Raw genomic sequence first — 25,431 nt, forward strand, 5'->3', positions numbered from 1 at the left:
CGAACGTTTGCAGGCAAAGAAAAACCGACTTCAGCGACGATCCGCTTGCGCCGAAGCCGTGCAAGAAAAGGCGATTGAATTCGTCCGCCTCGTTTTTCCTCAAGGCCAATCGTTCGCCGTGCCGCCGTTTCCCTTGGCTAGACGAGTTTTTTCTCCGAGCGGTCCACAGCCGCTGGCAGCAGCGCGGGGCCGCGGCGGAGCGCCTCTTCGCCGAACACATGGACGAGCACTTCCTCGAGGCGGCGGACGGCGATGATTTGAATGCCGCTGACTTCGCCTAGCAGGGATTGCATATTCTCAATCGGGATGATGACTTTTTTCGCCCCGGCTTGTTTGGCCGCTTTGATTTTGGCGAACACGCCGCCGACCGGTTTCACGCAGCCGCGGATGCTGATTTCTCCGGTCATCGCGACCGTATGATCGACTGGCAGCTGGTAAATGGCGGAATAAATGCCAACCGCAATCGCCACCCCGGCTGAAGGGCCGTCAACCGGCGCCCCGCCCGGAAAGTTGACATGAATGTCATAGCGATCCGCCGGCACGCCCATCGCCCGCAGCACCGTGATGACGTTTTCTGCCGAGCCGCGCGCCATGCTTTTTCGCCGCACCGATTTTTCTGCGCTGCCGATGCTTTCCTCTTCGATAATGCCGGTGACATTGATCGACCCTTTCCCTTTTGCCGGCAAGGCGGTCACCTCAATTTCCAGCAACGCGCCGGTGTGCGGGCCGTACACGGCAAGGCCATTGACGACGCCGACCGCCGGGGCGGACGCGATTTTCTTCTCGCAGCGCGGGGTCATTTGACTCGATTGAATGACCCATTCAATATCTTTGTCTAAAATTTTCTCCCGGTTTTCTGTAATAGCGAGACCAGCGGCGATTTGCATCATATTGACCGCCTCCCGCCCGTTGCGCGCATAGGCGGCAAGAAGGCGGATGCCGCTTTCTGACACGTTCAAGCGGATTTTTTCCGCCGCCTTTTTGGCGATGAGAGCGATTTCGTCTTGGTCCAATTCACGGAAAAACACTTCCAAGCAGCGAGAGCGAATGGCCGGAGGAATCTCGTTCGGCGTGCGCGTCGTCGCCCCGACAAGGCGGAAATCGGCCGGCAGCCCGTTTTGGAAAATATCGTGAATATAGCTTGGAATTTGCGGATTTTCTTTGCTGTAATAGGCGCTTTCAAAAAATACTTTTCGGTCCTCAAGCACTTTCAACAACTTGTTCATTTGGATCGGATGAAGCTCGCCGATTTCGTCGATGAATAAAACACCGCCGTGGGCGTTCGTCACCGCCCCTTGCTTCGGCTGAGGGATGCCGGCTTGCCCCATCGCCCCGGCCCCCTGGTAAATCGGATCGTGCACCGAGCCGATGAGCGGGTCGGCGATGCCGCGCTCGTCAAAGCGCGCCGTCGTCGCGTCAAGCTCCACGAACACCGCATTTTTCTTAAACGGGGAGAGTGGATTTTTTTTCGCTTCCTCAAGTACGAGCCGAGCCGCCGCTGTCTTGCCGACGCCGGGCGGCCCGTAAATGATGACATGCTGCGGGTTGGGGCCGCACAAAGCCGCTTTTAACGCCTTAATGCCATCTTCCTGACCGACGATGTCGTCAAAACTTTTCGGCCGCACTTTTTCCGCCAGCGGCTCGGTGAGCGAGATCGAGCGCAGCTTGCGGAGCTGTTCCATCTCTTTGCGCGACTCTTTATCAATCGAAACTTTTTGCACGCGCTGTCCTCTTAACAAATTCCAAAAATAAAGACCAATGATGATCCCGAAAAACAGCTGAATGACAAGCACGATGTTCGTCCAGTCCATGCCCCGATATCCTCCTGCCTTTAGATGGTATGTAGTATGATAGTATCTCCGCGAACTGGCGGGAATAAACAAAAAAAGCGCCGGCCGGCGTACGGGGCATTTGGCAGTAAAAAAAGAAACCGCCGGAAAAGGGCGGTTTCCCATCAAGCGGATGTTTTCCGTTCCTGCTCGATCACCGTGCCGTCATGGCGGATCAGCGTCGGCGGTTTTATACCGCGCACCGTATCGAGCGTGATGATGCACTTTTGCACATCTTCACGCGACGGCAGCTCAAACATCACATCGAGCATAATGCCTTCGATGATCGAGCGAAGGCCGCGCGCGCCCGTTTTCCGCTCAATCGCTTTTTTCGCGATTTCACGGAGCGCCGCTTCTTCAAACTCGAGCTCAACGCCGTCAAGCTCAAGCATTTTTTGGTATTGCTTCACAATGGCATTTTTCGGTTTCGTCAAAATGTCGATCAACGCCTGTTCGTCGAGCGGCTCGAGCGTCGTAATGACCGGCAGACGGCCGATGAACTCCGGAATCAGTCCGAATTTGAGCAAGTCTTCCGGCAGCACTTTCGACAACAAGTTTTTCTCGTCGACATCCGTCTGGTTCATTTCCGCGCCAAAACCGATCACTTTTTTGCCAAGGCGGCGCTTGATGATCGGCTCAATGCCATCAAACGCTCCACCGCAAATGAACAAAATGTTCGTCGTATCGATTTGAATGAATTCTTGATGCGGATGTTTGCGACCGCCCTGCGGCGGAACGCTGGCAATGGTGCCTTCTAAAATTTTCAACAGCGCCTGTTGCACCCCTTCGCCGGATACGTCGCGAGTGATGGAAGGGTTTTCCGATTTGCGGGCGATTTTGTCAATTTCATCGATGTAAATAATGCCTTTTTCCGCCCGTTCGACGTCATAATCAGCCGCTTGGATGAGCTTTAACAAAATGTTTTCGACGTCTTCGCCAACATAGCCGGCCTCTGTAAGCGAGGTGGCATCGGCGATGGCAAACGGCACGTTCAAAATGCGCGCCAATGTTTGCGCCAGCAGCGTTTTCCCGCTCCCGGTCGGCCCGATCATTAAAATGTTGCTTTTCGACAGCTCGACATCATCGATTTTGCTGCCGGAATTGATCCGTTTATAATGATTGTAAACAGCAACGGCGAGCGATTTTTTCGCCTCATCTTGACCGATGACGTACTCATCTAGAATTTCCCGAATTTCCAACGGTTTCGGCACGTCTTTAAATTCAAATTCCTCTTCATTGCCGAGCTCCTCTTCAACAATTTCCGTGCATAGCTCAATGCACTCGTCGCAAATGTAAACCCCCGGACCGGCAACGAGCTTTCGCACTTGATCCTGTGTTTTGCCGCAGAACGAGCATTTCAACTGCCCTTTTTCATCATTGAATTTAAACATATCATTCACCCCTTGCCAACGAAATCGCGCCTGCTTATGTATCCATTTCCGCCATCTCTTATGTCGTAAAAACGTATGTATTCGCTATTTTACCATAAATGTTCCTGAAAAAGCGAATGAAAAAACTGTTATCTGTTTAGAAAAGTTTGAAAATTGCCGCTCAGGCGCCATTGTTGTGGATAAAGAACAAGGCACGAACGTCTCGCGCCTTGTTCTTTCCTTAAGATATATTATGCCGCAACCTTGCTGTGCTCTACAAGAAAATCGACTGTTTTCCGCCATTTCAAATCTTCTTTGACGCCATCTAAGCTGCCGAGCAGCTCTTTCAGCTTGTCCACGCTCAGCTTGTAGGCTTCCGCCATTTTTTCGAGCTCTTTGTTTACTTCCTCGTCGGTTACTTCAATGTTTTCGGCCTTCGCGATCGCTTCAAGCGTCAACGCCGCGCGCACCCGTTTTTCGGCATCTTCTTTCATTTGCTCGCGCAACGACGCTTCATCTTGGCCGGAGAATTGGTAATACAACTGCAAGTTCAGACCTTGCATTTGCAGGCGTTGGTCAAATTCGCGAAGCATCCGGTCGGTTTCGTTTTTGATCATAACCTCCGGAATATCCATTTCGGCGTTGGCTGCCGCTTTTTCGACAACCGCATTGCGCAAGGCAGTCTCCGCCTCGTTCTTTTTCGCCTCTTCCAAACGGGCGCGAATTTTCGCCTTCAGTTCGTCAAGCGTTTCGACTTCTTCATCGACGTCTTTGGCAAACTCATCGTCAAGCGCCGGCAGCTGTTTCGCTTTCACTTCATGCACTTGCACTTTAAACGTCGCCGGTTTGCCGGCCAATTGCTTCGCGTGGTATTCATCCGGGAATGTGACTTGGATTTCTTTTTCCTCGCCGGCTTTCATGCCGACAAGCTGTTCTTCAAATCCCGGAATGAACGTTCCAGAGCCGATTTCAAGCGAATAGTTCTCCGCCTTGCCGCCTTCAAACGGCTCGCCGTCGACAAACCCTTGGAAATCGATGACGACCGTATCGCCGTTTTCCACCGTCCCGTCTTCTTTCACGACAAGTTCGGCGTAATTTTCTTGCAAACGTTTCAATTCGTTTTCGACATCTTCGTCCGTCACGGTTGTATCCATTTTTTCCACTTCAAGCCCTTTGTATTGACCGAGCTTGACTTCCGGCTTTACGGTCACTTTCGCTTTGAAAATTAAGCTTTTGCCTTTTTCCATTTGCTCAATGTCAATCTCCGGCATTGACACCGGTTCGATGCCTGCCTCTTCGACGGCTTTGGCATACGCCTCTGGCAGCAAAATGTCGAGCGCATCTTGATAGAGCGCTTCGACGCCGAAGCGTTTTTCAAACAGAACGCGCGGCACTTTCCCCTTGCGGAAGCCCGGAAGCGTGATGTTTTTCACCACTTTTTTAAACGCGGCGTCCAAGCCTTTGTTCACTTTCTCGGCGTCGACCTCAACGGTCAATACGCCTTCGTTCCCTTCAAGCTTTTCCCATTTGACTGACATCCTTGTTCCCTCCACCTGAAATCATTGCTCGGACCATAGCGCACTCCGCTTGTCCAGATCTTTTTATGATGCCCAATTATGTAGACAAGTATGCGAAAACAGATACATAGCACAGCCATTATATTATAACATACAACAGCCATGTTTCAACAGAGAACGAGCCATTAGAGGGAGGAAAGTTCCTCTATTTCGTATAGCTTTTGGCAAAGCGTTGCCATCTCCGCCGCCTCCACACCGTAGCGGTCGGCCAAGGCGGTCGCGTCAGCATCCAAGCCTAAAAACCGGCTCGCCATCCAATGGAGAGCAGCAAGCCAGGCCGCTGCATCCGCCGGCTCTGGCGGAAACGGGTACAACACATATGCATAGCGAAGCCAAATGTCCGCCGCCGTTTCATACAAACTCGGGCTTTCCGCCGCGAGCTGCTGTTCAAGCCGACCCAGCAACGATGAAGCAAATTCCGTTTCCGTCTGTTCGTCCAACGCTGACGGGACGACCTCCATGCAACGGCCAAATTTCTCAACCGTCACCGTTTCGTTGACTCGCTTCCCTGTCAACAGGCGAAGGAGCATCGTTTTCGCCATCGGGCTTTTTTCCGGTGCGCGTAAATATTGCTTGAGCAACGGCAGCACCGGCTCGATGTCTTCTTTTTCCAGTTGTTTAATCAGTTGCAGCTGCTCAGCAATGTCCCCGGACTCAAGCAGCCGTCTCACCCGCTTCCACTCCGCGGGCGGAAGCGTGCGGGCATTCATTTTTTCACTAAACCGGAGCAGCTGGTGAAGCTGTTCGCGCAGCGAAACGGATAACGACGGACGACGCAAGGCGTGGCGGATCACGGTTTCAGCCTTGCTGTATCGATTCGTTTGCAACAATATGGCAATATACATTTGCAACAGTTCACCGTTGCCCGGTTGCTCGTCAAGCAAACCGGCAAGACGCCGCTCCGCCTCATCATATTCCCCAAGCTCATAGCAACAGACAGCCAGCCCAAGCCGAACCGGAAAGCTGTGGTCGCCAAGCTGTTCGGCGGCGCGCAAAAAGCGGAGCGCTTCTTTATACCGCTTCGCCTCGAGCGCAGCAAACGCCTCTTCCATCAGCCGTTCTTTCGTTTGCGGAAACATGATGATTTTTCCTTTTTTCCCGGCCATCTTCGCCCGCTCCTATATGTGTTTACCACAAGTGTAACAAGTTTTCTTAGCCGAAACAAGCCAACCCTTTTTGGCGCTTGCTGCCGCCGTCCATTTTCTTCATCCTCCTATATGCAAAACAAAGAGGCTGTTCCTGCCAAAATAACGGCGGAACAGCCGATTTTTGCCGCCGCGCTGCACCGCAAAAAACAGACGCTTACGGCCGCAGGCTATGCTGTTGTTCATACGCTTGAATATACGGTTCATAGACAAACGTTAAATCAATTTCATCCCATCCCTTTAACAGCAACTGTTTTCGATACGGGTCAATGTCAAACGGACGCGAAAATCCTTCATCGTCAAATACCCGCTGTTCTTCAAGCGAAACCGTCAGTTCATAGTCTGCGCGCTCGCTTTGGCGCAGCAAGTAGCGGACATCCTCTTTATCCAGCCGGATCGGCAACAGCCCGTTTTTTAAGCAGTTGTTGTAAAAAATATCGGCAAACGATGGGGCAATGATGACGCGGAATCCGTAATCTTGCAGCGCCCACGGCGCATGTTCGCGCGATGAGCCGCAGCCGAAGTTTTCATCGGCGACTAAAATCGTCGCCCCTTCGTTTTCCGGGCGGTTGAGCTCAAACTCCGGATTTGGCGTGCCGTCGCTCAAATACCGCCAATCGTAAAAGAGAAACTGGCCAAAGCCGGTGCGTTCAATCCGTTTCAAAAACTGCTTTGGAATGATTTGATCGGTATCAATATTCGCACGATCGATGCCGGCGGTTTTTCCGCGATGGATCGTAAACGGCTTCATCGTCCTTTCCCCCTTCCGTTATGGATGTCACTGATGGCAAAGGAGCTCGGCTTCCTAGGATGCCGCGCCGCCTCTTTTGCCATCACGATCGTCAATTTAACAGACCGGCTCGGCTTCAAGCTGGCGCACATCGACAAAATGTCCGTAAATCGCAGCCGCCGCGGCCATCACCGGGCTGACGAGATGCGTGCGCGCCCCTTTTCCTTGCCGCCCTTCAAAGTTGCGATTCGACGTTGACGCACAGTGCTCGCCTTCCGGAATGATGTCCGGGTTCATGCCCAAACAGGCGCTGCAGCCGGAGTCGCGCCATTCAAAACCGGCGTCGATGAAAATTTGCGCCAACCCTTCCGCTTCGGCTTGTTTTTTCACTTGCTGCGATCCAGGCACGACGAGCGCCCGCACACCCGGAGCCACTTTTTTCCCTTTCACGATGCTCGCCGCCGCGCGCAAATCGCTGAGGCGTGAGTTGGTGCACGAACCGATGAAGACGTGCTGCACCGGAATATCCGTAATCGGCGTGCCCGGCTTGAGCCCCATGTACTCAAGCGCCCGGCGCACCGCGTTTTGCTCTGTTTTGCTTTCAAATTGCTCGGGATGCGGCACGACGCCATCGACGGAAGTGCTCATCGCGGGGTTCGTCCCCCACGTCACCATCGGAGCGATCGTCGACGCATCGATTTCAATCGTTTTATCGTATTCCGCCCCCTCATCGCTTGCAAGCGCCCGCCACCGTTCCACCGCCTTGTCAAACTCCTCGCCTTTTGGCGCATATTTGCGGCCGCGCAAATAGGCAAACGTCGTTTCATCCGGGCTGATGAGGCCGGCTCTCGCCCCAGCTTCAATCGACATGTTGCAAATCGTCATTCGCTCTTCCATCGACATGCGTCGGATCGCTTCGCCTGTAAATTCGATAATATAACCGGTGCCGACGCCAACGCCATAGCGGCCGATAATGGCCAAGATGACGTCTTTGGCGGTCACTCCTTTGCCGAGGCGGCCGTTGATGCAGATTTGCAGCGTTTTCGGCTTATGCTGCCAAAGCGTTTGTGTAGCCAATACATGCTCGACTTCGCTCGTGCCGATGCCAAACGCCAAGGCGCCAAACGCCCCGTGCGTCGATGTATGGCTGTCGCCGCAAACGATCGTTTTTCCCGGCTGGGTCAACCCGAGCTCTGGGCCGATGACGTGAACGATTCCTTGCTCTTCGCTGTGTAGGTCGGCGAGCGGAATGCCGAACTCGCGGCAGTTGCGCTCAAGCGCAGCGATTTGGTTGCGCGCCACTTCGTCGGTAATCACAAATCGGTTAATGGTCGGCACGTTATGGTCCATCGTCGCAAAGGTCAAATCCGGCCGCCGCACCTTCCGCCCTTTTTGCCGCAATCCTTCAAACGCTTGCGGCGAGGTCACTTCATGCACTAAGTGCAAATCGATGTACAATAAATCCGGTTTGCCCTCCTCACGGTAGACGACGTGGTTTTCCCAAATTTTATCGATGATCGTTTTCGGCTTCATTGGCTTTCACCTCGCACGTCTTAGGCATAAACGGTCATAATTTGAGCAATGGCCGTATAATCCAGCACCGCCGCTTTGATTTCTTCGACCATTTCGTTCGTGGATACGATGCGGCCGCCGCTTGGCGCCAAGTCGGCGGTGCGCAAACCTAGGGCGAGCGCCTGCCACACCGCGTGCTCTACCGCCTCCGCTTCCGCGGTGAGCCCGAACGACAGGCGAAGCATCATCGCGGCCGACAAAATCGCCGCAATCGGATTGGCTTTGTTCATGCCGGCGATATCAGGCGCTGAACCGTGCACCGGCTCATACAAGCTCGGACCGGAAGCGGATAAGCTGGCCGACGGCAGCATCCCGAGCGAACCGGACAACATGGAGGCTTCATCGCTTAAAATGTCGCCAAACATGTTTTCTGTCACAATGACATCAAACTGCTTCGGCGCACGGATGAGCTGCATCGCGGCATTGTCAACAAGCATATGCTCAAGCGTGACGTCCGGAAACTGCTTCGCCACCTCTTCGGCCACTTCCCGCCATAGACGGCTTGACGAAAGGACGTTCGCCTTGTCGACCGAAGTCACTTTTTTCTTCCGCCCGCGTGCGAGTATAAACGCCATGCGGACGATCCGCTCAATTTCTTCCTTTTTATATAACAAGGTGTCCACTGCTTTTTCTTCGCCGTTTTCGACGACGCGGCCGCTCGGCTGGCCGAAGTAAATGCCGCCGGTCAGCTCGCGGACGATGACAAAATCGACGCCTTGCACGAGATCCGGTTTTAACGGCGAAGCGGAAACCAAACTGTCATAGCAAACAACCGGCCGCAAGTTGGCATATAAGTCGAGCTGCTTGCGAATGGCAAGCAATCCTTTTTCCGGGCGCAAATGCGGAGGGTTGTCATCCCACTTCGGACCGCCGACCGCCCCAAGCAGCACCGCATCGCTTTCTCGGCAAAGGCGGAGCGTTTCCTCGGGGAGCGGCGTCCCCGCCTCATCGATCGCCGCTCCACCGATCAATCCATATTCAAACGTAAACTCGTGGCCAAACCGGATGCCGACCGCTTTTAATACCTCGACCGCTCCGGACGTCACTTCTTTGCCGATGCCATCCCCTGGCAAGACGGCAATCCGATAGTTTCCCATTCTGAATCCCCCCGTTTTTATGGTGTTGCCACTTTCTCGTTTTCGCCGCGCATCGCTTCGATCATAAACACACGGTTGATGGCGTTGATGTACGCTTTCGCCGATGCTTCCAACACGTCTTGTGCAGTGCCGCGCCCGCTCGTCTCGATGTCATGGGCGCGCACTTTGACGAACACTTGGGCCAACGCATCGCGGCCGCCGCCGACCGATTCGATCCGGTAGTCAAGCAGCGTCACCGGCGTTTGGAAGCAACGTTCCAATGTATTGTACAGCGCCTCGACGCTGCCGGCGCCGGTCGCCGCTTCTTGGATTTCATTCCCCTTCCCGTCTTTCAGTACAACTACCGCTGTCGGAATTTGATTCGTCCCGTATTGCACTTGAATGGAAGACAATTGGTAAAAATCTTTAAAGTGGTCGAACTTCTCTTCGAAAATCAACGCGATTAAATCGTCGTCGGTAATGTCCTTCTTTTTGTCCGCCAATTCTTTAAAACGGACAAACAGCTGATTGATTTCTTCATCGGACAACGTGTAGCCGAGCTCCTCAACCCGGTTGCGAAGCGCATGGCGGCCGGAATGTTTGCCGAGCACCATCGAATTCGACGGCACGCCGACGAGCTCCGGCGAAATGATTTCGTATGTCGTTTTTTCTTTTAAGACGCCGTCTTGATGGATGCCCGATTCATGCGCAAACGCGTTTTTGCCGACGACCGCTTTGTTGGGTGGAACGACGACCCCGGTCAGCTTGCTGACAAGATTGCTTGTGCGCTTAATTTCCTGCAAATTGAGGCGCGTTTCCACTTGATAGTAGTCTTTGCGGATGTGAAGGGCGACAGCGATTTCCTCAAGCGCCGCATTGCCGGCCCGCTCGCCGATGCCGTTGATCGTGCACTCGACCTGCGTCGCTCCATGTTCAATGGCCGACAGCGAGTTCACCACCGCCATGCCCAAGTCATCATGACAATGAGCGGAGAGTGAAACCTTTTCAATATTCGGAACATTGTTTTGCAAATAGAGGAAAATTTCCCCGTATTCTTTCGGCGTAATATAGCCGACCGTATCCGGAATGTTGATCACCGAGGCGCCGGCTTTGATCACTTCGGCGACGATTTTCGCCAAAAACGGCAACTCGCTTCGGCACGCATCTTCCGCCGACCATTGGACGATCGGGAAAAAGCGCTTCGCGTATTTCACCGCCTCAACCGCCGCTTCAATCACTTGTTCCGGCGTCATCCGCAATTTATGCACCATATGGATCGGCGAGGTGGCGATGAATAGGTGGAGCCGCGGCTCCGCGCCGCCTTTTAACGCCTCCCACGCCGCATCAATGTCGCTTCGGACCGAGCGCGACAGCCCGGTGACCGAGCATGTTCTCACCGTTTCGGCAATTTGTTTGACCGCCTCAAAATCGCCTTTCGATGAGGCGGGGAAACCCGCCTCGATGATGTCAACCCGCAGCCGTTCAAGTTGACGGGCAATTTCCAACTTTTCTTGCAAATTCAAGTTCACACCAGCGGATTGTTCCCCATCACGCAATGTGGTATCAAAAAACTTAATTTTTCGCACCTGGCACCACCGCCTCGATTTGTTTTGCCTTCACAAACGGCATCATGCTTCGCAGTTCGCGTCCGACAATCTCAATCAAATGCTCATTCTCACGCCGGTTGATGGCGTTGAACTCCGGACGGTTCGCTTGGTTTTCCAAAATCCAGCTCTTCGCGAATTTGCCGGTTTGAATGTCATCGAGCACCTTTTTCATTTCCGCTTTCACAGCGTCGTTAATAATGCGCGGGCCGGTGATAAAGTCGCCCCATTGCGCCGTATCGGAAATCGAATAGCGCATCCACGACAAACCGCCTTCGTAAAGGAGATCGACGATGAGCTTCATCTCATGCAAACACTCAAAATAGGCGACTTCCGGCTGATACCCGGCTTCAACGAGCGTTTCAAACCCGGCTTTGATGAGCGCCGTCAGCCCACCGCACAGCACCGCTTGTTCACCGAACAAGTCGGTTTCCGTCTCTTCTTTGAACGTCGTCTCCAACACCCCAGCTCGAGCAGCGCCGATCGCTTTCGCGTAGGCGAGCGCCGTTTCTTTCGCGTGTCCGGTCACATCTTGGTAGACGGCGATGAGCGCCGGCACGCCCGCTCCTTCCGTATATGTGCGCCGCACGAGATGGCCTGGGCCTTTCGGCGCAACCAAGAAGACGTCAACATGATTCGGTGGGACAATTTGGCTGAAATGGATGTTAAAGCCGTGCGCAAACACAAGCGCATTGCCTGGCTCGAGTTCCGGCTCGATTTCCTCTTTGTACACGGCCGGCTGCTTCTCATCCGGCAGCAGCACCATGACGATATCAGCCTGCTTCGCCGCTTCGCGGACTGAATACACCTCAAACCCGTCTTGTTCTGCCTGCTCCCACGATTTTCCTTTTCGCAGTCCGACGATGACGCGAACGCCGCTGTCGCGCAAGTTTTGCGCATGGGCGTGGCCTTGCGAGCCGTAGCCGATGATCGCGACCGTTTTCCCTTGCAAATATTGTTCGTTTGCATCCCCGTTATAGTAGACTTTTGCCATGATTACCCTCTCCTTTGTTCTGTAGTTTGACAATCCCTACGCTTGGCCGCCCCTTGTTTGGCGGTTCCATGAAGCAATCAGCGCTGTTTTGTATGATAGCTGTTAAATAATGAACGCCGTTTTCTGATTCGTCGTCGCTTTTTGCGCCCCGCGGGTGAACGCGGTCGTTCCCGTGCGCGCCACTTCCTTAATGCCGTACGGGCGCAATAGTTCAATCAACGCCTCGACTTTCTCCGGCTCGCCGGTCACTTGAATGACGAGGCTGTCTTTGCTTACGTCGACGATCGAGGCGCGAAACGGCTCGATGAGCGTGTAAATTTCCTGGCGGACCGCCGGAGGAGCGGCAACTTTAATGAGCGCCAGCTCGCGGGCGACGATCGCTTGGTCGGTGATGTCATTCACCTTCAACACATCAATCTGCTTGTTCAGCTGCTTAATGATTTGCTCCGCCGTCCGTTCATCGTCAACGTTGACGACGAACGTCATCCGCGAAATGCCCTCGATTTCCGTATGCCCGACCGTAATGCTTTCGATATTGTAATGCCGCTTTGTAAACAACCCGGTAATGCGGTTTAAGACGCCGGGGCGGTTGTTGACTGTCATCGTGATGATTCTTCGCATGCTTTCACCCCCACCATTTCATGAAGCCCTTTGCCGGGCGCCACCATCGGATAGACGTTCTCGTCGGCGCGGACATGGAAATCAAGCAGCACCGGCCCATCCATCGCAAACGCTTGTTTTAACACTTCGGCCGCTTCCGCCTCCGTCTTCGCCCGCAGACCTGGCATCCCGTATGCTTCGGCAAGCTTGACGAAATCCGGCTGGTTCGGAATGAGCGAATGGGAGTACCGTTTGTCATAGAACAGCTCCTGCCATTGCCGCACCATGCCGAGCGCCTGGTTGTTGACGATGACGATTTTGATCGGCAGCCGTAGCTCCTGGATGACCGACAGTTCTTGGAACGTCATTTGGAAGCCGCCGTCGCCGACGATCGAAACGACCGTAGCGCTCCGGTCGGCGAGCTGGGCGCCGATCGCTGCCGGAAGCCCGAAGCCCATCGTGCCGAGCCCCCCGGACGTCACCCACCGGTGCGGCCGGTTGAACTTGTAATATTGCGCCGCCCACATTTGATGCTGGCCGACGTCCGTCGTCACGATCGCCTCGCCGTTTGTCATTTCATAGATCATCTCGATCAGTTTTTGCGGTTTGATCGTGCCGGCTTCCGGCTCATAATGGAGCGGGAAGCGCCGCTTCCATTCATCAAGCTGCGCGAGCCACGCCGCGGTGTCCGCCGGCTTGCCTTGCTGGGCGATCAGCTCTTGCAAGGCGGCTTTTGCATCGCTGACGATTGGAATTTTCGTCGGCACGTTTTTGCCGATTTCCGCCGGATCGATGTCGATATGGGCGACGGTCGCTTTCGGCGCGAAATATTTTAAATTGCCGGTGACCCGGTCATCGAAGCGGGCGCCGATGTTGATGAGCAAATCGCATTCACACAGCGCCATATTCGCCGTATACGTACCGTGCATGCCGGCCATGCCTAAAAACAGCGGATGGTCGGCCGGGAAACCGCCAAGGCCAAGGAGCGTATGAATGACCGGAATGTTTTGCTGTTCGGCGTATTGCCGCAATTCATTGGACGCATTGGCGTGCAAGATGCCAGCGCCGGCTAAAATGACCGGCCGCTTTGATTGGCTGACCGCCTCGACAAGCCGGCGGATTTGCCAATGGTTCGGCTGCGTCGTCGGCTGATAGCCAGGCAAATGAACGTCTTGATCGTAATCAAACTCCCCTTCGGCCGTCGTAATGTCTTTTGGAATATCGATCAACACCGGTCCGGGGCGCCCGGTCGTCGCAATGTGAAACGCCTCTTTAATGATTCTCGGCAGCTCGCTGATGTCGCGCACTTGGTAGTTGTGTTTCGTAATCGGCATCGTAATGCCGACAACGTCCGCCTCCTGAAACGCATCCGAGCCGATGACGCTCGTGGCCACTTGCCCGGTAAAGACGACGAGCGGCAGCGAATCCATCATCGCGTCGGTCAACCCGGTGACGATGTTGGTCGCTCCCGGGCCGGAGGTGGCGATGACGACCCCTGGTTTTCCAGAAATGCGCGCATATCCTTCCGCCGCATGGATGGCCCCTTGCTCATGCCGCGTCAGCACGTGGAACACGCCGGCTTTATACAACTCGTCATACAGCGGGAGCACCGCCCCCCCCGGATAGCCGAAGATGACTTCGACTTTTTCTTCCTTGAGCGCTTCAATGAGCATCAGCGACCCGCTCATTCTCGCCTTCGTCCTCGCTTTTTCTTGTTCCTCGACTTTCATTTTTGTCATCGTCGATCCTCCCTGTGATTTGTCATCCATATAAAAAACCTTTCCGCCCACGATGGCTGTCATTTCCAGCCAAAGGGGCGAAAAGGTTTCCTTTCCGCGGTACCACCCTTCTTCACGGCCGTGACGGCCGCCTCAGGAGCGGCCAGCCGAAGCCGGCCGCTCATTTTGGTAACGAGTGAAGCGCGCGTCTCCACTCGTCCAGCCCTACTAGCCGTCCGGCGTTCAGGCTGGCGCTCAGAGGTGAGTTCATCAAGCGGCAACATCACCGGTTCGCAGCTCCCCCGGCTCTCTGTGGATGTTGACCCCGCTGACTACTTATCCTCGTCAACGCTTTTTCGCTATCCACTTGTCATGGACGATCAACCGACATTGGCGTTCGTCGGATACACCTTTACTCCTTCGACGACCACGCGGCGGCGAAATTCTTCAAGCAACCGCTTGGTATGCGGTCCCGGCGTCCCGTCGCCGATCGTCCGGCCATCGACTTTAATGACCGAAATGACTTCGGCCGCCGTCCCCGTCAAAAACACTTCATCCGCGACATAGACATCATGGCGGGTAAACGGCTCCTCTTTCACCGTATAGCCGAGATCCTCCGCGATTTCGATGATCGCTTGACGCGTAATGCCTTCAAGCGCCCCGACATACCCAGGCGGTGTGTAAATGACGCCGTTTTTGATGATGAAAACATTGTCTCCCGAACCTTCCGCGACATAGCCTTGATCGTTTAAGATCAGCGCTTCGCTTACGTTCGCCAAATGCGCCTCGATTTTGACAAGCACATTGTTTAGGTAGTTGAGCGATTTGACTTTCGGGCTCAGCACATCAGAGCGGTTGCGGCGCGTCGCCACTGTCACCACTTCGATGCCGGTTTCATATAAATGTTTCGGGAAGAGCGCGAGCGGCTCGACGATAATCACGATTTGCGGCGTTTTGCATTTGTACGGATCCAGTCCTAAATCGCCGACCCCGCGCGAAACGACCAGGCGGATGTATGCATCTTGATAGCCGTTGCGGCGGATCGTTTCGAGCACGTGGCCAATCATTTCTTCCTTCGTGTACGGAATGTCGAGCAAAATCGACTTCGCTGAATTGTATAGCCGATCTATATGTTCTTCGAGGCGGAATACGTTGCCGCTATAGACGCGAATGCCTTCAAATACCCCGTCGCCATACAAAAATCCATGGTCATACACGGAAATTTTGGCGTTTTCTTTTGTCACAAATTCTCCGTTTAAAAAGATCCATTGTTCGCCCACTTCGGTTCCCCTCTTCCTTGATCAGTCAGCAGTTGCTTTGAACGGCTCGATCATTGTATTGAGTCGTTTCTCTTATTTGAAAATTATAATAATCCGAAACCTTTGCGCCGTCAATAACGTTTTTTGAAAATTCCGATTGGTCAAACTATTTGAATGCGCTTACATTATGATAGAATCAAGGTTTTGCCGATATAAAAAAATTTTTTCTTTCTTTGCCGTCTCATAGAAAACGCGCCCTTGAGCGCAGTTCGCTCCTCATTCGATATGAACATAACGGGCTCAAGGCGCGCTCATTTTTCTGATAGAAAAGATCCGTAAGCAACGTTCGCTTCTCACTCGGACATGAAAATGACGAATCAAAACGATGCGCCTTTTTCCACTTCATCTCCCCAAAACGAAAAAAGGCGGCCCAAACACAGGCCCCCTTTCCAAACACGCTATATGGCACTTCCATTTTGAAAGCGAACCTGTTGAAGCGGCCTTGCTTACCGTAAAAAAGCCGGCGGTTTTGCCGGCTTAGATAGAAAACGTTTGTTCCATTTTGAGAATAGGCTGTCCATCCACTTCATAAAACTGGACGTGCGCCCGTCCGCTGTCGACCGTCAGCACCGCGTACGTTTTTTCTTTTCTTCCCCGCGGCAAGGCGATGCTGCCGGGATTGATGAACAGCAACCCATCGATTTGTTCAGCACCGGCCAAATGCGAGTGGCCGAAACAAACGACGTGAGCCCCTGTTTCTTGTGCGCGATAGGATAAACGCAAAAGCGACGTTTTCACCCCGTATAAATGGCCGTGGGTGACAAACAACCGAACGCCGCCCACCTCTTCGATGCGCTCAGCAGGAAACGCGGCGAAATCGCAGTTGCCGCGTACGACGGCAAACGGGGCAATCTCGTCCGCCCCCACCTCCAACTCCGAGTCGCCGCAATGGATAAACAAATCCGCTTCATGGCGATGACGGTTGACAATTGCAGCAAGTTCGGCAGTCAGCCCATGGCTGTCGCTCACAATCACCGCCTTCATTCCGTCCGCCCCTTTCCACCGACGATCTCCTCCCACTGCTCATCGAGCTTCGTCAGCGCCTTGGCGCGATGACTGATTTGATTTTTTTCCTCGGGCGCAAGCTCCGCCATCGTTTTTCCCCGCTCCGGAAGGTAAAAAACCGGATCATAGCCAAAGCCCCCCTCCCCACGCGGCGCTTCGGCGATATAACCATCGCATGTCGCTTCGACAACGGCGGTCGGCCGCCCTGGGATCGCGACGGCGAGCGCACAATGAAAACGAGCCGTGCGCTGCTCCATCGGCACCCCGTCAAGCTCGCGAAGCAGCTTGGCGATGTTGCGTGCATCGTTTTTATCTTCCCCGGCATAACGGGCCGAATGAACGCCCGGCCGGCCGCCGAGCGCATCGACCACGAGCCCGGAATCATCGGCGATCACCGGCCGCTTTAGACGCCGCGACGCCGCTTCTGCTTTGAGCACGGCATTTTCCGCAAACGTGCTTCCCGTTTCTGCGACATCCGGAGCGTCCGGAAAGTCAAGCAGCGATTTCACTTCGACGCCCCGCTTGGCAAACAAAGCGGCGAACTCGCGCACTTTGCCAGCGTTTTTGGTCGCGATGACAATCTCCTTCACTCTGTGTCCTCCTCTGCCGCTTCTTTTTTTTCGCCGATGCGCGCCGCCCACTCGCCCAATGCGCGGCGCTGAACGGCGATGAGCTGCTCGATGCCTATTTGCGCCGCTTCAAGCAATTCATCGAGCTCGGCGCGTGAAAAAACCGCTTCCTCTCCGGTCCCTTGAATCTCAACAAATTGACCGGCTCCGGTCATGACGACGTTCATATCCACTTTCGCCCGCGCATCCTCGTTGTAATCTAAATCAAGAATCACCCCATGCTCCGGATCGATGCCGACCGAGGTAGCGGCGAGAAAATCGCGGATCGGAAGCGCCTCGAGCCTCCCTTCTTCCACCAGTTTGGCAAGCGCCAACACAAGCGCCACATACGCACCGGTGATCGACGCCGTCCGCGTTCCGCCATCCGCCTGAATGACGTCGCAATCGATCCAAATGGTCCGCTCACCAAGCTGTTCAAGATCAACAACCGAGCGAAGCGCACGGCCGATTAAGCGCTGAATTTCCATCGTCCGCCCCGACACTTTTCCTTTGCTCGCTTCCCTCACATTCCGCTGCTCTGTCGCCCGCGGCAGCATCCCATATTCGGCCGTAATCCATCCTTTGCCGCCGCCGCGCATAAACGACGGCACTTTCTCTTCGACCGTCGCCGTGCAAATGACTTTCGTGTCGCCGACTTCAATGAGCACCGACCCTTCAGCGTGCTTCATGTAATGCGGGTGTATATGTACAGGGCGCAGCTCGCAACTGCTTCGTCCGTCCGCTCTCATCAACTGAGTCCTCCCTCTAGAAATGTTGATCTATCAAGGCTTTTCGGCCTCTCAGGGGTGTCCAAAAAATATTTTTCGACAAAATCCCTTACATCCTTTTTCAGTTTTGTGGATATCTTACAGACCTAGGGTGCGCTTCGCGGCCACGGCTGGTTATATTTCCCTGCCGCGGGGGGGGAAGCATATTCGATGCACCCTTTGGATCTCCGCGTCGCTGATGAGGACGAACCCTCCCATGTCTCCGGGCGTCTTCGCGCCAACATTCCCTCGTTCGGTCTCGTCATCAGGCGGAGGCCGGCCAAGCTCCTTTTCTCCATCTTCAACGGAATGCCAGACGCCGCATTTCTTTCCGCCTAGCGAAAAAAAGAAAGAGGCGGAATACGTTTCCACCTCTTTGTTATACCATAACGTCCTATTCGTTTCCAGCCTGTCAGCACCAACCGGTTAAAATGTCCCGGTATTGACGTTTTGCGGCCGAGCGACCGGTTTGGTGAGCGGCTTGCCGTCTTCCGTGACAAGATTGGCTTTGCCATTGACTGTGATCGCCACGCTTTCGACTCCTTTTTGCTCAGTGAGCGACAAAACGAGGGAATTCAACACGACGTCGGAAATGACATTTTTCTTGTTGCTTCCATAAATGCCTTCGTTAAAGTTGAGCGTCACTTTGCCATCCTCATATTTCGGGGCATCGACAAGCTTCGCGTCCGGCTGAAAGACGCCGACAAGCCCGCTCCCTTGCTCTGGTCCTTGAATCAGTTCGTTGACGGCCGCGGCAATATCATCTTTCTCCTTATTGGACACACGCCGTGTCACCGGCACATAGTATGTGCTGTTCCCTTGTTGGGCGACAAAATAAACGGTGACTGGATGCGTATTCGTAATGTCTGGCACGCCGCTCGCTTCCATATTGATGCCGTCGGCGCGGCTTACCCCATCTTGAATCGGTGTTTTATTGACCGGCATCACGTTTTGATCGTAGCCGTTGATGCGGATTTTGACGCGCTTGATATTGTCAAATTGCGTCAACGTCCACGTAATGGACTGCAAAATTCGTTTTTCGTCCTCCGGCTTATAGTTTTTAAATTCCGGAGAAAAGTCGGCGATCAACGTTCCGTCTTTTTCCAATTTTGTGCCAAGCACCGTCGTTCCGGCCGGAATGACCGCGCGGAAGCCGTTCGGCAACATTTCTGACACAGGTCCGTCTTCAACCAAATATTCGAGTACTTGTTTCGCCACGGCCTGCGTTTTCGGCAATTCCACTGTTTGCGGCACGACAAAGCCGTTTTTGTCAATCAAGTACAGCTCTCTTTTCACCGTCTCGGTGGCCTTCGCTTTCTCCTTCTCTTCCTTTTGGCTTTCCGTCGCTTCCTGAAGCGCTTGGCCGTCTTTGACATAACTCGTCTCTTGCGGCGGATCGATCTCCTTCACCGCCTCATCTCGCCCAAACAAACCGCAGCCGCCAAGCAACAACAGCGAGGCGAGCAGCGGCGCCGCCCATATGTGAGTCGTCCGTTTCATTGACGTTCCCTCCTACTCGTAGTTTGTACTACTATGTATACGAGCCGTTTTCCAAAATAGAATAAAAAAAATCCTTTAGCGCATGGACGCTAAAGGATTTGTTGGTTACAGCCGAATCGCTTCGACCGTGCCGATCGGCTTGCCAAACCACTTCCCGGAAATCTTTTCAAACAGCTCTTTCGGCCCAGTCGTGAAAAACAAATGCTCCGGTTCGCGCTCGCCGGTGTAAAGGAGCTGGCTGTGATGCAAAATCGCGCTCACTTCACGAGCTGTCTCACCGCCTGAGCAAATGAGCTTCACGCGTTTGCCCATATACGTGCGAATGAGCGGCGCGAGCAACGGATAATGCGTGCAACCTAAAATCAGCACATCGATCGGCAGCGGTCGGAGCGGAGCGAGAGATTCGGCGACGATCGCCATCGCCTCCTGCCCTTCAAAGTCGCCGCTTTCCACCAGCGGAACGAATTTCGGACAGGCCAAGCTCTCGACTTGGACGCGCGGATTGATTGATTGAAGCGCCTTTTCATACGCCCGGCTTCGGATCGTGCCAATCGTGCCGATGACGCCGATGTGCCCGCGCCTAGTCGCTTTCAGGGCGGCGCGAGCGCCGGGATGAATAACGCCAAGCACAGGAATGTCAAGCTTCGCCCGCACGTCGTCAAGCGCGACCGCCGTCGCGGTGTTGCAGGCGATAACAAGCATTTTCAAGGGATATTGCCGCAAGTAATCAATCATTTGCCACGTAAATCGACGGACTTCTTCCACCGGCCGCGGCCCGTACGGGCAACGGGCGGTGTCGCCTAAGTAAATAATTTGTTCTTTCGGCAGCTGCCTCATAATTTCTTTGGCGACGGTCAAACCGCCGACTCCTGAGTCAATGACACCAATTGCTCTTTCCAAGTGATCGCCTCATTCTTTCGTCATTTCTTGATGCAATTTGCGCAAACAACGCTCAAAGACGACGATTTCCTCGTCTGAAAAGCTTTCCAGCACATTGGCTAGATCGCGCTGGCGTTTCTCAATCACTTCTTCGATAATGCGCTCCCCTTTTTCAAGAAGGCGAATGCGGACGACGCGGCGGTCGTGTTCATCGCGGACTCTGGCGACAAGTCCGTTCCGCTCCATGCGGTCGACCAAGTCGGTCGTCGTGCTGCACGCCAAATACATTTTGTTCGATAACTCGCCGACCGTCAAGTCCCCTTCTTCAAGCAGCCACTGCAGGGCGACAAATTGCGGTGGGGTGATCGGATAGTTGGTTAAAATTTCACGGCCGCGCTGTTTCAAATTTGCGGCGATATAGCGAAGCAATTTTTCCAACTCGGCGACCGTTCTTTCATTCATCGCAGACGGCATACCATCTCTCCTTGATCGTTTCCGCGGCCAGCCTCAAACGGCGGCTTGCGCCGACAGCTATTCTTACTTTTCATTTTACAACACCGGCAAAGATAATCAACAAAAAAATGCGGCGGCCGCCGCGGACGAAGGCCGGACGGGCGCCAAGCCTCGTCCGGCCGCAAGGGAACATAACAGCCGGCTGTCCAACAAGGAAAGCCGGCATCGTTTATAGTTCAAGTTCGCCCATTCGAAGCAATTCAATGACAGCTTGCGAGCGCCCCTTGACCCCAAGCTTTTGCATCGCATTCGAAATATGGTTGCGGACCGTTTTCTCGCTGATAAACAGCTCTTTGGCGATCTCTTTCGTCGTCTTGTCTTGCACGAGCAATTCGAAGACTTCTTTTTCTCTTTTTGTCAAAAGCGGCTTCGATTGAAACGATTTGTCCTTCAACGGTTGTAACCCTCCTTGCTCTCAATGGGCCCGAACTGCCGGATGGGTATTTCCTCGCCATATCGTATGTGAGAGCAAGAGCGGCGGTGACGAAAATTTGCTTATCTAATAGAAAAATGGGTCTTTTTTTTCTTCATCTTTCGGTTCGCCGGAGACGGTTGGCTGCCGCTTGTCCAGAAAAACAAAAAATCCCCCTCATGTCTATTCGAATGAAGGGGATTTTGATTCTGCCGCTACACTTCGTCGCTGCCAAAGAAATCGCGGAACATTTGAATCGTCGTTTCGCGGTTTAACGCCGCGATCGATGTCGTCAACGGAATGCCCTTCGGGCACGATTGCACGCAGTTTTGCGAGTTGCCGCAGTTGGCCAGTCCGCCGTCGCCCATAATCGCCCGCAGCCGTTCGGCTTTATGCATCGCCCCGGTCGGGTGGGCGTTAAACAGCCGCACTTGCGACAGCGGCGCCGGGCCGATAAAGTTCGACTTGCTGTTGACGTTCGGGCACGCTTCGAGGCAGACGCCGCATGTCATGCATTTTGACAGCTCGTACGCCCATTGCCGCTTCCGCTCTGGCATGCGCGGCCCCGGACCCAAGTCGTACGTTCCGTCGATCGGAATCCATGCTTTCACTCGCTTCAACGCGTCAAACATCCGGCTCCGATCGATGACCAAGTCGCGGATGACAGGGAATGTGCGCATCGGCTCAAGGCGGATCGGCTGCTCGAGTTTGTCAATGAGCGCGGCGCACGCCTGGCGCGGTTTGCCGTTAATGACCATCGAACAGGCTCCGCATACTTCTTCCAGACAGTTCATTTCCCAAGCGACCGGCGTCGTTTTTTCCCCTTTGGCGTTGACTGGATTGCGACGAATTTCCATGAGCGCCGAAATGACGTTCATGTTCGGGCGGTACGGAATGACAAACTCTTCTTCATACGGCGCGGAATCCGGACGATCTTGGCGCGTGATGATCAAACGAACCGTTTTGTTCTCGCTCATCTTACTTCACTTCCTCTTTCTTTTTGCTGTAGTCGCGCTTGCGCGGTTTAATCAACGAGACGTCAACGTCTTCATAATGGAACGCCGGACCATCTGGCGTGTAGCGGGCCATCGTCGTTTTCAGCCACTCTTCGTCATTGCGCTCCGGAAACTCCGGCTTGTAGTGCGCCCCACGGCTTTCATTGCGATGGTAAGCGCCAAGCGTAATGACGCGGGCGAGCTGCAGCATGTTGTACAGCTGGCGGATAAACGTCGCTCCTTGGTTGCTCCATCTCGACGTGTCGGTGACGCTGATGTTTTTGTACCGCTCCATCAGCTCTTGAATTTTCTCATCCGTCTTCAGCAACCGGTCGTTGTAGCGGACGATCGTCACGTTCGCCGTCATCCATTCACCGAGCTCTTTATGCAGCACATAGGCGTTTTCCGTGCCGTCCATCGCCAAAATGTTCTCCCATTTTTCCTGCTCCCGTTTCACATAGCTGTCGTATAACGTCGACGGCATCGCATCCGCCGATTTCTCGAGGCCGCGGATGTAGCGGACGGCGTTCGGGCCGGCGACCATTCCGCCGTAAATCGCCGACAGAAGCGAGTTTGCCCCGAGGCGGTTCGCGCCGTGAATCGAATAGTCGCACTCGCCGGCAGCAAACAGCCCTTTGATGTTCGTCATTTGGTCATAGTCGACCCATAAGCCGCCCATCGAATAGTGAACGGCCGGGAACACTTTCATCGGCACTTTGCGCGGATCTTCGCCCATGAATTTCTCATAAATTTCGATAATGCCGCCAAGCTTGATGTCCAACTCTTTCGGATCTTTATGCGACAAATCCAAATAGACCATGTTCTCGCCGTTGATGCCGAGCTTCAAGTCGACGCAGACGTGGAAAATTTCCCGAGCGGCGATGTCGCGCGGCACCAAGTTTCCGTAAGCCGGATATTTTTCCTCGAGGAAATACCACGGCTTCCCATCTTTATACGTCCAAATGCGCCCGCCTTCCCCGCGCGCCGATTCACTCATGAGGCGGAGCTTGTCATCGCCCGGAATGGCCGTCGGGTGAATTTGGATGAACTCGCCGTTGGCGTAGTAAACGCCTTGCTGGTAAGCGATCGAAGCCGCCGAACCGGTGTTGATGACGGAGTTCGTCGATTTCCCGAAAATGATCCCCGGGCCGCCGGTCGCCAAAATGACGGCATCCGCTGGAAACGCTTTGATTTCCATGGACCGCAAATCTTGTGCGACGATGCCGCGGCAAATTTGCTCGTCATCCAAAACGACGCCTAAAAACTCCCAATGCTCGTACTTCGTGACGAGCCCGGCCACTTCATGGCGGCGCACCTGTTCATCAAGCGCATACAAAATCTGCTGGCCAGTCGTCGCCCCCGCATATGCGGTCCGGTGGTGCTGCGTCCCCCCGAAGCGGCGGAAATCAAGCAGTCCTTCCGGCGTCCGGTTGAACATGACGCCCATCCGATCGAGCATGTAAATGATCCCCGGCGCCGCTTCACACATTGCTTTGACCGGAGGCTGGTTCGCCAAGAAGTCCCCGCCATAGACGGTATCGTCAAAATGCTCCCACGGAGAGTCGCCTTCCCCTTTCGTGTTGACCGCTCCGTTAATGCCGCCTTGGGCACAGACGGAGTGAGAACGCTTTACCGGAACGAGCGAAAACAGTTCGACAGGCACTCCTGCCTCGGCGATTTTAATCGTGGCCATCAAGCCGGCCAAACCGCCGCCAACAACGATGATTTTCCCTTTTTTCATAGCTACTCACTCCCTAATAGATTGCTGCTTTTGCTTGCATGCCGCACGTTTTGCCTTGCCGTCCCGCCATCGACCAAGCGATCGTTCGGAGAGCGGCTAAGGCGCGATCCATCACGAGCCAACGCAGCGGTTCATCATCGAATCATTCCCTAGGAATGGAACGCTTGTCTTACGCAAACGCCAAAATGGCGCGAATACCGACAATGGAAAGCGCAACGAAAATGATCATCGTAATGTACGTAAACACTTGCTGCGAACGAGGCGACACTGTCAAACCCCAGCTGACGCAGAATGACCATAAGCCGTTGGCGAAGTGAAATACGGTGGACAAGATTCCAACAATATAGAATCCGAGCATAAACGGATTGTCGACAATGTTGGCCATCATGTCATAGTTCACTTCAACGCCCAATGCAGCTTGCACCCGCGTTTCATACACATGCCAGACGACAAAAATCAATGTAATGATGCCGGTGATCCGCTGAAGCATAAACATCCAGTTGCGGAAATAGCCGTACTGGCGGGTGTTGAATTTCGCTGTAAACGCGATATAAATGCCGTATACAGCGTGGAACAACAATGGAAGAAAAATAACAAAAATTTCAAGAAAATAGCGGAACGGTAAGTTTCCCATAAACTCCGCCGCCCGGTTAAACGCTTCCGGCCCGCGCGTCGCAAAATGGTTGACGACCAAGTGCTGCACCAAAAAAATGCCAACGGGAATAACCCCAAGCAGCGAATGGAGCCGGCGGTAATAAAACTCGCGATTCCCTGCCATATGTAAACCCCCTTCAACTGATAAAAAATATGTGCCTCTCGCTCGCAGTGCGGAAACGGAAACATCTTCCATTTCCCTATTCGCTTTGTCACATTCATTGTACTCCCACATTGTACAAGCGTCAAGAAAACACTGCCACAAAATGTTCAAACATTCTTATAGTTGTGCCACCTCAGGAAAGAAGATGCACTCCGGCGGCAATTCAGCTATAATGAGGAAATAGAGAAAGAGGGGAAAACGATGAAGCAGCCACCATTAGAGGACCAATATCAAACGTTTGGGTCGATTGCGCTTTCCGCATTCGGGGCTGAACTGCTCCGGCATTCGCTTCTTCCCGAGCTGCTCGGCAAAGACGCCGCCCCGCTGCTGTACTGGGCCGGCAAACAGCTGGCGCGGCGCTACCCGCTCGAAACGCTCGATGATGTCGCCCTATTTTTTGAACGGGCCGGCTGGGGGGCGCTGTCGGCTGACGAAGAGCGAAACGACGAACTATATATCGAGCTGTCCGGCCCCATCATCGCCGCCCGCTTTTCTTTGTACGGCAGTTGCTCGTTCCAGCTTGAGGCTGGATTTCTCGCTCAGCAAATCGAGCGGCAAAAGCGGTTCGTCACCGAGGCGGTCGAACTGCCGCCAAAGCGGAACGGCAAAGCGCGCATTTTGGTGAAATGGGACCGGAAGCAAGCGATCGAATGAAGGGAA

The 25,431-nt window shown here is 54.0% G+C and carries 23 protein-coding genes and 1 other annotated feature; of the genes, 1 reads left to right on the plus strand and 22 read right to left on the minus strand.

The window, feature by feature from the left end:
• Nucleotides 1–137: 137 nt before the first annotated feature.
• The 22 genes from lonB to GJ1_RS12030 all read right to left on the minus strand — a co-directional run bounded on the left by lonB (nucleotide 138) and on the right by GJ1_RS12030 (nucleotide 24,732).
• Nucleotides 138–1,811 (minus strand): ATP-dependent protease LonB, encoded by a 1,674-nt coding sequence (lonB, locus tag GJ1_RS11915; protein WP_066232704.1) that lies wholly within the window; start codon nucleotides 1,809–1,811, stop codon nucleotides 138–140.
• Nucleotides 1,812–1,954: 143 nt separating this feature from the next.
• On the minus strand, nucleotides 1,955–3,220 hold the full coding sequence (gene clpX, locus GJ1_RS11920) for an ATP-dependent protease ATP-binding subunit ClpX (protein ID WP_066232707.1): 1,266 nt from the start codon (nucleotides 3,218–3,220) through the stop codon (nucleotides 1,955–1,957).
• A gap of 230 nt (nucleotides 3,221–3,450) precedes the next feature.
• The gene (gene tig / locus GJ1_RS11925; protein ID WP_014196455.1) at nucleotides 3,451–4,737 is read right to left on the minus strand and encodes a trigger factor; all 1,287 of its coding nucleotides are present in this window, start codon (nucleotides 4,735–4,737) and stop codon (nucleotides 3,451–3,453) included.
• Nucleotides 4,738–4,901: 164 nt separating this feature from the next.
• Complete coding sequence (locus GJ1_RS11930; protein WP_014196456.1) at nucleotides 4,902–5,882, minus strand: tetratricopeptide repeat protein; 981 nt, start codon at nucleotides 5,880–5,882, stop codon at nucleotides 4,902–4,904.
• Between the two features lie 196 nt (nucleotides 5,883–6,078).
• Nucleotides 6,079–6,672: a 3-isopropylmalate dehydratase small subunit gene (gene leuD, locus GJ1_RS11935; protein WP_014196457.1), complete on the minus strand. Its 594-nt coding sequence runs from the start codon at nucleotides 6,670–6,672 to the stop codon at nucleotides 6,079–6,081.
• A gap of 96 nt (nucleotides 6,673–6,768) precedes the next feature.
• On the minus strand, nucleotides 6,769–8,184 hold the full coding sequence (gene leuC, locus GJ1_RS11940) for a 3-isopropylmalate dehydratase large subunit (protein WP_033845343.1): 1,416 nt from the start codon (nucleotides 8,182–8,184) through the stop codon (nucleotides 6,769–6,771).
• A 20-nt stretch (nucleotides 8,185–8,204) separates the two neighbouring features.
• Complete coding sequence (gene leuB / locus GJ1_RS11945; RefSeq protein ID WP_014196459.1) at nucleotides 8,205–9,320, minus strand: 3-isopropylmalate dehydrogenase; 1,116 nt, start codon at nucleotides 9,318–9,320, stop codon at nucleotides 8,205–8,207.
• A 17-nt stretch (nucleotides 9,321–9,337) separates the two neighbouring features.
• Nucleotides 9,338–10,885 (minus strand): 2-isopropylmalate synthase, encoded by a 1,548-nt coding sequence (locus GJ1_RS11950; protein ID WP_014196460.1) that lies wholly within the window; start codon nucleotides 10,883–10,885, stop codon nucleotides 9,338–9,340.
• Nucleotides 10,872–11,897 (minus strand): ketol-acid reductoisomerase, encoded by a 1,026-nt coding sequence (gene ilvC / locus GJ1_RS11955; RefSeq protein WP_014196461.1) that lies wholly within the window; start codon nucleotides 11,895–11,897, stop codon nucleotides 10,872–10,874. Before ilvC ends, GJ1_RS11950 begins: the two co-directional genes overlap by 14 nt.
• A gap of 102 nt (nucleotides 11,898–11,999) precedes the next feature.
• Nucleotides 12,000–12,518, minus strand: a complete 519-nt coding sequence (ilvN, locus tag GJ1_RS11960) for an acetolactate synthase small subunit (RefSeq protein WP_011232136.1) — start codon at nucleotides 12,516–12,518, stop codon at nucleotides 12,000–12,002.
• The gene (gene ilvB / locus GJ1_RS11965) at nucleotides 12,497–14,236 is read right to left on the minus strand and encodes an acetolactate synthase large subunit (protein ID WP_033845346.1); all 1,740 of its coding nucleotides are present in this window, start codon (nucleotides 14,234–14,236) and stop codon (nucleotides 12,497–12,499) included. Before ilvB ends, ilvN begins: the two co-directional genes overlap by 22 nt.
• Before the next feature lie 70 nt (nucleotides 14,237–14,306).
• Nucleotides 14,307–14,573 (minus strand) — a binding site (T-box leader).
• A 22-nt stretch (nucleotides 14,574–14,595) separates the two neighbouring features.
• Entirely contained in the window at nucleotides 14,596–15,495 is a 900-nt protein-coding gene (gene ilvE / locus GJ1_RS11975; RefSeq protein WP_011232138.1) for a branched-chain-amino-acid transaminase, read from the minus strand.
• Nucleotides 15,496–16,011: 516 nt separating this feature from the next.
• Nucleotides 16,012–16,518, minus strand: a complete 507-nt coding sequence (locus GJ1_RS11980; protein WP_011232139.1) for a metallophosphoesterase family protein — start codon at nucleotides 16,516–16,518, stop codon at nucleotides 16,012–16,014.
• Nucleotides 16,515–17,129, minus strand: coding sequence for an XTP/dITP diphosphatase (locus tag GJ1_RS11985; protein WP_011232140.1), 615 nt, complete (start codon nucleotides 17,127–17,129; stop codon nucleotides 16,515–16,517). The genes GJ1_RS11980 and GJ1_RS11985 overlap by 4 nt, the downstream gene beginning before the upstream one ends.
• Nucleotides 17,126–17,896 carry a ribonuclease PH gene (gene rph, locus GJ1_RS11990; RefSeq protein ID WP_011232141.1) on the minus strand — a complete coding sequence of 257 codons (771 nt, stop codon included), beginning with the start codon at nucleotides 17,894–17,896 and terminating at the stop codon, nucleotides 17,126–17,128. Before rph ends, GJ1_RS11985 begins: the two co-directional genes overlap by 4 nt.
• 444 nt (nucleotides 17,897–18,340) lie before the next feature.
• Nucleotides 18,341–19,414 (minus strand): GerMN domain-containing protein, encoded by a 1,074-nt coding sequence (locus tag GJ1_RS12000; protein WP_011232142.1) that lies wholly within the window; start codon nucleotides 19,412–19,414, stop codon nucleotides 18,341–18,343.
• Between the two features lie 105 nt (nucleotides 19,415–19,519).
• Nucleotides 19,520–20,314, minus strand: a complete 795-nt coding sequence (gene racE / locus GJ1_RS12005) for a glutamate racemase (RefSeq protein ID WP_011232143.1) — start codon at nucleotides 20,312–20,314, stop codon at nucleotides 19,520–19,522.
• A gap of 9 nt (nucleotides 20,315–20,323) precedes the next feature.
• Nucleotides 20,324–20,767 carry a MarR family winged helix-turn-helix transcriptional regulator gene (locus tag GJ1_RS12010; protein ID WP_013144569.1) on the minus strand — a complete coding sequence of 148 codons (444 nt, stop codon included), beginning with the start codon at nucleotides 20,765–20,767 and terminating at the stop codon, nucleotides 20,324–20,326.
• Between the two features lie 208 nt (nucleotides 20,768–20,975).
• A complete protein-coding gene (locus tag GJ1_RS12015) occupies nucleotides 20,976–21,200 on the minus strand; it encodes a helix-turn-helix domain-containing protein (protein WP_008881129.1) in 225 nt (74 codons plus the stop codon).
• 233 nt (nucleotides 21,201–21,433) lie between these two features.
• Nucleotides 21,434–22,195 (minus strand): succinate dehydrogenase iron-sulfur subunit, encoded by a 762-nt coding sequence (sdhB, locus tag GJ1_RS12020; protein WP_011232145.1) that lies wholly within the window; start codon nucleotides 22,193–22,195, stop codon nucleotides 21,434–21,436.
• A gap of 1 nt (nucleotide 22,196) precedes the next feature.
• On the minus strand, nucleotides 22,197–23,954 hold the full coding sequence (gene sdhA / locus GJ1_RS12025) for a succinate dehydrogenase flavoprotein subunit (RefSeq protein WP_066232716.1): 1,758 nt from the start codon (nucleotides 23,952–23,954) through the stop codon (nucleotides 22,197–22,199).
• 169 nt (nucleotides 23,955–24,123) lie between these two features.
• Entirely contained in the window at nucleotides 24,124–24,732 is a 609-nt protein-coding gene (locus tag GJ1_RS12030; protein WP_066232719.1) for a succinate dehydrogenase cytochrome b558 subunit, read from the minus strand.
• Nucleotides 24,733–24,972: 240 nt separating this feature from the next.
• Here GJ1_RS12030 and GJ1_RS12035 point away from each other — a divergent pair, with 240 nt between their 5' ends.
• Nucleotides 24,973–25,425, plus strand: coding sequence for a YslB family protein (locus tag GJ1_RS12035; protein ID WP_066232722.1), 453 nt, complete (start codon nucleotides 24,973–24,975; stop codon nucleotides 25,423–25,425).
• Nucleotides 25,426–25,431 lie beyond the last annotated feature (6 nt).

The organism is Geobacillus jurassicus NBRC 107829, from assembly GCF_001544315.1.
Classification (GTDB): domain Bacteria; phylum Bacillota; class Bacilli; order Bacillales; family Anoxybacillaceae; genus Geobacillus; species Geobacillus jurassicus.